Annotated in this window: 6 protein-coding genes; 1 reads left to right on the top strand and 5 read right to left on the bottom strand. The window is 58.2% G+C overall.

Features of this window, described 5'->3' with window-relative positions; translation table 11 throughout:
• Positions 1-8 precede the first annotated feature (8 nt).
• Positions 9-3,134: a dermonecrotic toxin domain-containing protein gene (locus ACRESD_RS16400; RefSeq protein ID WP_431751891.1), complete on the top strand. Its 3,126-nt coding sequence runs from the start codon at positions 9-11 to the stop codon at positions 3,132-3,134.
• A gap of 51 nt (positions 3,135-3,185) precedes the next feature.
• Here ACRESD_RS16400 and ACRESD_RS16405 read toward each other — a convergent pair whose 3' ends face one another.
• From ACRESD_RS16405 to ACRESD_RS16425, 5 genes are all read right to left on the bottom strand, one after another.
• Positions 3,186-4,208 (bottom strand): ABC transporter permease, encoded by a 1,023-nt coding sequence (locus ACRESD_RS16405; protein ID WP_431751886.1) that lies wholly within the window; start codon positions 4,206-4,208, stop codon positions 3,186-3,188.
• Positions 4,209-4,234: 26 nt separating this feature from the next.
• Entirely contained in the window at positions 4,235-5,788 is a 1,554-nt protein-coding gene (locus tag ACRESD_RS16410) for a sugar ABC transporter ATP-binding protein (protein ID WP_431751887.1), read from the bottom strand.
• A gap of 65 nt (positions 5,789-5,853) precedes the next feature.
• Positions 5,854-6,789 carry a sugar ABC transporter substrate-binding protein gene (locus ACRESD_RS16415; RefSeq protein ID WP_431751888.1) on the bottom strand — a complete coding sequence of 312 codons (936 nt, stop codon included), beginning with the start codon at positions 6,787-6,789 and terminating at the stop codon, positions 5,854-5,856.
• Positions 6,790-6,837: 48 nt separating this feature from the next.
• On the bottom strand, positions 6,838-7,014 hold the full coding sequence (locus ACRESD_RS16420; protein ID WP_431751889.1) for a hypothetical protein: 177 nt from the start codon (positions 7,012-7,014) through the stop codon (positions 6,838-6,840).
• Between the two features lie 127 nt (positions 7,015-7,141).
• A complete protein-coding gene (locus ACRESD_RS16425; RefSeq protein ID WP_431751890.1) occupies positions 7,142-8,170 on the bottom strand; it encodes a Gfo/Idh/MocA family protein in 1,029 nt (342 codons plus the stop codon).
• Positions 8,171-8,244: the final 74 nt, after the last annotated feature.

Consider the following 8,244-nt stretch of genomic DNA (forward strand, 5'->3'; position numbering starts at 1 on the left):
TCACAGCACTGGGCGCCGCCTATGTCGCCGCGCTGATGGGGCAAGATGCGACGCAGCGCCAGGTCGCCGGCAAAAGCATCGTGATCCGTCAGCTTGCGCTGTTGCGCAAGCCCAATGCGCTGGCAGATGCAGTCACCAACATGTACATCATCGAACCGGAAAACGGCCAAGGCGGTCCGCACCTGTTGTATCGACCACTGTATGCCGACATGTTGCAACAGTTTGCCAGTCGTGAGCGCTTGATGGAGGCCATCGCCACCCCCGGCGAGCTACAAACCAGTGTGTTGACCTGGCTATCCGACAGCGCACGTCCGATCTATGACAACGGTGGTTTCTTGCAACCGCATTACGTCAGGTTCGGTGTCGGGGATGAGTTCGAAACGCCTGAGGCCCCTGTACCGGCCACGCTGGCACTCGACGGCGCCAGCGATGAGCTTCTGCAATTCTTGTCCAACGGGCGTTTGATGCAGTACTTGTACGGTGCCAATGCACGGGCATTAGTCGACCAGGCCGAGCGCACATCGGTGTCCAACACCGAAAGTCGCTGGCGCGTGTTTCTGGAAGGGGCCGGGCTGATCTTCAACACGCTTTTGCTGCCTTTAACGCGAGGACCATTCATGCTGGCCGGTTGGTTGCTAAACTTAATGGTCAGCGCCAGTCGCGATATTCCCGGCCTTAATAGTCACGACCCGGTCACCCGAGAGTTAGCGTGGGTGGATGTGCTGATGAACGTGGGCATGGTGATGTTTGAATTGGCCCCTTCCTGGACGCGCGCTCCCAGCACCTTGTTTCCGGACATTCGCTGGCAGATCCTGTACTCGCAACTGGAACGCCGCGATGGAGGGCGCTGGCCGCCCCATCCGGCCCCCGTCATCGAACCGGCCCCCGTGTTACCGGATATCACTGGGCTGGGCCTGAAAAAAACCGAGCTCGACTTCAGCTTTTCCAACGCCCGTAACCAACTCACCCCCAGCCAACAACAACGGTTGTGGCAGTTCCAGGCCCCCAAACCCGAAGTGCTGCCCAGCCCTGTGCTCAGTGGCAGTCGCCGTGGGCTCTACAACCACCTTAATGACTGGTACGCGCTGATCGATGGCCGCTGGTATCAGGTGCAACTGCTCTCCGAAGGCGGGGTCGTGATTGTTGACCCTGTCGACACACACCGCCAGGGTCCTTACCTGAAATCAGACGATCAAGGCACCTGGTCCTTGGATTTGAGGTTACGTTTGAGCGGCGGCATGCCGCTCAAACGCATTGCTGCGGTGCTCGAACACAAAGCTCAACGCAGGCGGCAGCTGGAAAATGAACGCGAGCGTTTCCTGAGTCCAAGGCAAGAAATGCGTCAAGGTGTGCAGGTCAACATCAAAAGCGAGCAACAAATATTACAGGCCAAAGTCGACACCGCAGAACAATTGATGAGGCTCGCCGCCAGCGATCCCAAGTACACCGATTCGGCCCGCGCCAACACCCGCAATAACTTCGACAAAGCCTTGCATGAACAAACTGCGGCCTACCAGCACCTGCTCGACAGTCGAGAGGAGCGCCGTCAACTGGAAATACCGCTGCCTCCAGCCGTCGCCGCCGTGCTCCTGGAAAATAGCGTAAACAACCTACGCAAATCGGTGGTGGTTGCCGACATGAACCGCCAGGCGCTTTACAACGAGAACCGCGAGCTGACCGCTCCATATGCTCAAGCGCTGCCAAGCATTCTTGCCAACCCCACTCGCTATTCACAGTTCCTCAAGGACATAAGCCAAATCAATGAGCGCCAGATCAACGCCTTGGAACTCAAGGATCGCTATCTGCTGGAGTTGTTCAATCTGGGTGAACCTGGTTTGGTTAGCTACAACCGTCTGACTCAAGGCCGCCCAGACGAAATCGGCGCGTTGGCCATCAAAAACTCACAGTTGCAAAACTATAAGTTCTTGAGCCAAAAACACTGGCAGCAAGGCTTTTTCAACAATCATCTGGACGCCACACTTGAACCACTCGCACCGCAACTGCGCACCCACAGCGAACTCAACGCACTCAACCTATCGCCAAGTGACCGAGTGGAGGTGCTGGAAAGCCTGCTTGAGCATTACGGTCAAGCTGTGGACTCACTGCAAGGCATGGCGTTGGTGCATGGTGAGTACTTGGAGGCGGAGTATTTCCGCAGGACTCAAGCGTTAGTGGATTCGTTGTATCAAGACGTCGTGCAGCAGTTGGCAAGTGAAGTGAAGCCACAATCGAAGCCGACTCTACACCCTCCGAAGCGGCCACTGTCTACAACCGGCCGTCCACAGAAAAAAGTCATCAAGACCCGCAAGCAAGGCATCTTGATCGGCGATTTGAAACCCGCCGGCAGTGGCTTGCCCATTGATGTGGTCGAGGTGCGCTCCGAGCACGATGAGCGCCTGCTCGGCACCTATTCGCAACACGAAACAGCATGGGACGAGATCCGGGAAGAGCATGGCTCCACGGTGCCCGTAGTCCCCCCCGGGACGCGAAGACTAAGTGTGGTCAAAGGCGAGGCGCGAAAGCTCCTCAATGAGCTGAATACGATCATCAGCCGCGAGCAACGTTACGCACAGGTTTCGCGCTTTCCAGTAGAGATTGAAGAAAGCCTGACCTACCAAGCGCAGCGTTTCGATACGCTGGCAGGCGAATTGGAGCGCGCCATCCAGGCCTTACCCGAAAGCCAGCGCGTGCCCGCAGATCAGACACTTGCGGACAACCTGCGGGGCGCTTACGCCAGTTTGATCGCCAAAGGCACAGAGCTGCGCATCGAACGCTCCCTTGCGCTCCCCCCCACCGGCAGCCACGTTGAATATTTGCTGGCGCAAGACCGTATACAACTCGCCAGCCTGGGCAGCAGGGTGCCGTTACGCGGAGGGCGGCAGGACTTCATTCAGGAATATGCTGTCAATGACAAACGTGGCTTCCCACTCTGGTATGCCCATTTCCACTACCCCGAAATGGCAACGCCCAAAGGTGAGTTCAACGTGGCTCATCTGAAAACCAAAGATCAGCGCAGGGAAAGTTATTACTCGCTGCTGGCCAAGGCACAGAACCCGCAAAGCGTGGTGGATGTGCATCGAGGAGCAATCAGCCGCGCCCTGGCTGAACATTGGTTCTTGCCACTGGCGCTTTGAAAGCACTGGCACGCGGTAAGCCTTAAGCGCTTGCCGCGTGCCACTGCCGCATTAACGTTTAAGCTTGCGCTTGTTGCGGTATTGGTCGATCACCACCGCCACCACAATGATCAGGCCCTTGATGATGTCCTGGATGTACGCATCCACACCGACAAAGGTAAACCCGCTGGCCATCACCCCAAGGATCAGCGCACCGATCACCGTGCCGGTAATGCGCCCTACTCCGCCCGCCAGGCTGGTGCCGCCGATCACTGCCGCAGCAATCGCATCCAGTTCATAAGACATCCCCATGCCGGCCTGGCCAGTGGCAGCGCGTGCCGAGGCCACCACACCGGCCAGCCCGGCGAGCAAGCCGGCGATGCTGTAGACAATGATCAGATGGCGCTTGACGTTGATCCCCGAAGTACGCGCCGCCTGCATATTGCCGCCGATGGCGTAGGTGTACTTGCCGTACTTGGTGTAGCGCAGGGCGATGTGGAAGATCACCGCCACCACCAGGAAGATAATCACCGGCATGGCGCCATGACCAATCGCGGTATACGAATCCGAGAGCATGCTCACCGGCTGGCCTTCGGTGTAATAGCGTGCCAGACCACGGGCCGAGACCATCATGCCCAGGGTGGCAATGAACGGTGGAATACCGGTGACGGCGATGATGCTGCCGTTTATCGCCCCCGCCAACAGTCCCACGCCTAGCCCCATCGCCACCGGAATCCATACCGGCAGATCAGTCAAACTGGGGAAGACTGCCCGGGAAAAGTCGGAAGTCTGCGCCAGACTGGCCGCGATCATCGCCGACAGCGCCAGCACCGACCCCGAGGACAAATCGATACCCGTGGTGATGATCACCTGGGTCACGCCAATCGCCAGCAGGCCAATGATCGACACCTGCAGGATCATCAGCACCAACCGCTGGGAGTTCATCAAAAAACTCTGGTCACGCACGATCCAGCCGAACAGCTCAAACACCAGCCCGATGCCGATCAGCACCAGGAAAATGCTCAGCTCGGTGGGCATGCGTCGGCGGTTCTTGACCGGTGCCGTGGCCGGCTTGTTTTCTGTTATCGCGTTCATAGCCCATCACCTTCTTATTCTGTACGTCAGTGGACTGCCGTCATACCGGAAGCCAGCTGCATGACTTTTTCCTGGGTCGCATCCGCACGATCCAGGGTGCCCATCAGTTCGCCTTCGTGCATCACCATGACCCGGTCGCTCATGCCCAGCACTTCAGGCAGCTCCGAAGAAATCATGATGACCGCCATGCCGTCACTGGCGAGGAAGGCAATCAAGCGATAGATCTCAGCCTTGGCGCCGACGTCGATACCCCGGGTCGGCTCATCGAGAATCAGCAGCCGAGGGTTAGTCATCAGCCAGCGCGCCAACAGCGCCTTCTGCTGGTTGCCGCCGGACAAAGTGTCGATGCACTGCTCAAGGGACGGGGTTTTCACCCGCAGCTTCTTGCACATGTCTTCGCACAACGCCCGCAGGGCCTTCTGCTGGATAAAGCCGTTACCCGAATAATGCGGCAGCACCGCCATTTCCATGTTTTCCAGCACCGACAGGCACGGAAACAGGCCACTGAGCTTGCGATCCTCAGTCAGCAGCGCGAAGCCTTTTTCAATCGCCATGTGCGGGTCAGTGATACGTACGGCTTTGCCGTCGAGGGTTATCTGCCCGCTGCTGCTGGGGGTGATGCCAAAAATGGTTTCCGCCACGTTGGTCCGCCCGGAGCCCATCAGCCCGGCAATGCCGAGGATTTCACCGGCATGCAAGTCGAACGATACATCCTTGAACACACCGTCCAGCGTCAGGTCACGCACCGACAACAACAACCCGCCGATAGGCGTCTCGCGCACCGGGAACAACTGGCTCAGCTCGCGGCCGACCATCATCGAGATCAGGCTGTCGCTGTTCATGCTGTCGGCACGTTGCAGGCCGATGTACTGACCGTCACGGAACACCGCCACTTCGTCGGCGATGGCGAACACTTCGTTCATTTTGTGCGTGATGTAGACGATGCCTTTGCCTTGGGACTTGAGGTCGGCAATGATCGAAAACAGGTGGGCCACTTCCTTGTCGGTAATGGCCGACGTCGGTTCATCCATGATCAGGATGTCGGAGTCGTAGGACACTGCCTTGGCAATCTCGACCATCTGCCGCTCGGCAATGCTCAGGTTGCCCACCTGTTCTTCGGGGTCCAGGTTGATGCGCAAGCGTGCCAGCAACTCGGCAGTGCAGCGGTGCATTTCGCGGTGGTTGACCATGTGCAGGCTGTTGAGCTGCTCGCGGCCGATCCAGATATTCTCGGCGATGCTCATGTGGGGCATCAGGTTGAGTTCCTGGTGAATCATCGCAATCCCGGCCTTCTGCGCCGCCAAGGGCGTTTCGAACTTGACCGGCTTGCCCCGCAGGCGAATCTGGCCGGCATCGGGTTGATAGATACCGGCGATGATTTTCATCAGCGTCGACTTGCCCGCGCCGTTCTCGCCCATCAGCGCCAGCACTGTGCCTGGGCGCACCCGCAGTTGCACATCGTCCAGGGCCACGACACCAGGAAAGCCTTTGCTGACGTTGACGATTTCCAACAGGTAGGGTTCTTCCAGCTCGACAGGCTGGATACCGGAAGGCTGCGAAGCAGTCGCTTGAGCGAGCATAGAAAGGCACTCCATCTGCAAGGCGGCCGTGACCGCCCTGCCGGCTTATTGTTGTTATGACAGGGCTACTTGAAGTCTTTGAGGTTGTCCGGGGTGATCAACTTGAACGGGATGACAATGTTCTGTTCGATCGTTTCGCCTTTGGCCATCTTGCGTGCCGCCTCTACCGAACCGTCCGCCTGGCCTTTTGCGTCCTGGAACACCGACACCGTCATCTCGCCCCTGGAAATCGCGTTCAAGCCATCCGGCGTGCCATCGACACCCGCGATCAATATGCTGCCGGGCTTGGTGCCGACCGACTTCAGGGCCATGGCGGCACCAATGGCCATTTCATCATTGTTGGCGAGCACGGCATTGAACGCACGGCCTTGGGTCAGCCAGTCGTTGACCAGGGTCATGCCCTTGTCACGCAGCCAGATGCCGGTCTGCTCTTGCTCGATCTTGATGTCCGGGTACTTGGCCAGGATCTCCTTGATGCCCTTGGTGCGGTTGGTGGTGGAGTTGTTCGCCAAGTCACCGAGCAAGATCACGATCTTGCCCTTGCCACCCAGTTTGTCGGCGATGTACTGCATTTGCAGGCGGCCGGCCTCTACATCATTGGAGGTCACGGCTGCGACACCTTTGGGCAGGTCCTTCTGGTCAGGTCGACGGTTGACGTACACCAGCGGAATGCCAGCCTCGGTCGCTTCCTTGCTGATTCTTGCCGTAGACGCCGTGTCCACCGGGTTGACGATGATGGCGTCGACTTTCTGGCTGATGAAGTTCTCGACCTGGCTCAGTTGCTTGACCACATCGGCACGAGCGTCTTCGAATTGCAATTGCACACCGTCGCCCTTCGGATAGGACTTGGCTTGCTCGACCATGAACTCACGCACGTTGGTCAGGTAGGTGTCATCGAACTGCGACATGCTCACGCCGATCTTGAGATCGGCAGCCGAGGCGAAGCTACTGGCCAGCAGCATGGACAGGGCCAGCGCGGTGAAACGGATCGGGGTCTTCATGAACGGTCTGTCTCCACATTCTTGTTGGTTTTTTGGACGTTGCGTTTATCAGAGCTCGACGGGCAGTCGGACCACCGGCGCGCCCGGGATGCAGCACACCAGCGCGCCTTTGTTTTCGACACACAGCACATTAAGGAAGGAAAAATAAAACGGGCGGGCGCGGGGCAGACCGCGTGACGCAAAGACGGGGCGTAAAACTCGCAGTACAGCGTTGAAGATTTTCATCTGACGGTACCTGGTTGTTTTTGATCTTGTTTTTGTTGAGTCGCACGAATCGAGTTCGAACGTACTTTTTGCAACCTGGAAAAGACTTTATTGGAAAATAATTTCCACATCAACACATTTTAGAATTTTATTCTATTTTTGTTGGAACCACCTGCTGGCGCTCGGCGCTGAGACGTGCGGCGTCCAATATACGGGTGGTTTCCAGCGCATCATAGGCGTCGACCGGTAGTGTTCCCAGGCCTTGTACAGCGCGTTGCAACTGACGGTAGAACTGCGTCCAGCAACCCTTCTCCGACGGCACCCGCTCCCGCTCCACCCCTTGCTCGAACCAACCCCAGCGCCGGTGTTCTTCTGCGCCCCAATGCTCGCCTTCGGTTTTGGGGGACTTGCCGGCCATCAGTGCGTCTTCCTGACCATCCAGGCCCTCCACGGTGTAACAACCCAAGGTGCCGCTTACCCTAAAGCGCGGCGCCTGGCTGTTTTGCAGCGCACTGCCCCACAGGTGGGAAATCACGCCGTTGGTGTGGGTCAGGGAAACAAAAAAACCGTGGTCGAGCGTTGGGTGTTCCGGGCTGAACTGCAATTGTGCGAATACGCGATCCACTGGGCCGAACAGCTGCAGCGCCTGGTCCACCAGATGGCTGCCCAAGTCTCGCAACCAGCCGCCGCCACTGGCATTGCCCACGGCGTGTGGGCTGTAGCGTTCGACCCGGGATTCAAACCGGGTGATCTCGCCCAGGGCGCCAGCGTCGATGAGTTTGCGTAACGTCAGGTAATCCGAATCCCAACGTCGGTTCTGATAGACACTCAGCAGCACACCTTGGCGCTCGGCGGCGGTGATCAGTGCCTGGGCCTGTTCAGCATTGGCGGCAAAAGGTTTGTCGCTGACCACGGCGATGCCGTGTTCGATGGCTTCCAAGACCAGCGCCGGACGGCCTTTGAGCGTGGTGGAAATGACCAGGGCGTCGACGCCGGCCTCAACGATCTGGCCAATGGAGTCGAAGGCTTTCACACCGGGATGATCAGTGTTCAATTGTTGCCGGCGCTCGGCTGAGCGTGTGACAACGCCGACAAACGTGGCGCCGGGCAAGGTTGCAATCAGCGGCGCATGAAAAAAGCGCCCGCCGTGGCCGTAGCCAACTAGTCCGATTCGCATGATTAGCTCCTGAATTGAATTGGAAACCCAATCCAAATGTGGGAGCGGGCTTGCTCGCGAATGCGGTGTGCCAG

Origin of the sequence: Pseudomonas sp., from assembly GCF_050739995.1 — a bacterium.
Lineage (GTDB): Bacteria > Pseudomonadota > Gammaproteobacteria > Pseudomonadales > Pseudomonadaceae > Aquipseudomonas.

What these genes read in the sequence shown, in the direction of transcription:
- ACRESD_RS16405 (WP_431751886.1), bottom strand. Translation starts at nt 4,208, where the DNA reads ATGAACGCGATAACAGAAAACAAGCCGGCCACGGCACCGGTCAAGAAC.
- ACRESD_RS16410 (WP_431751887.1), bottom strand. Translation starts at nt 5,788, where the DNA reads ATGCTCGCTCAAGCGACTGCTTCGCAGCCTTCCGGTATCCAGCCTGTC.
- ACRESD_RS16415 (WP_431751888.1), bottom strand. Translation starts at nt 6,789, where the DNA reads ATGAAGACCCCGATCCGTTTCACCGCGCTGGCCCTGTCCATGCTGCTG.
- ACRESD_RS16420 (WP_431751889.1), bottom strand. Translation starts at nt 7,014, where the DNA reads ATGAAAATCTTCAACGCTGTACTGCGAGTTTTACGCCCCGTCTTTGCG.
- ACRESD_RS16425 (WP_431751890.1), bottom strand. Translation starts at nt 8,170, where the DNA reads ATGCGAATCGGACTAGTTGGCTACGGCCACGGCGGGCGCTTTTTTCAT.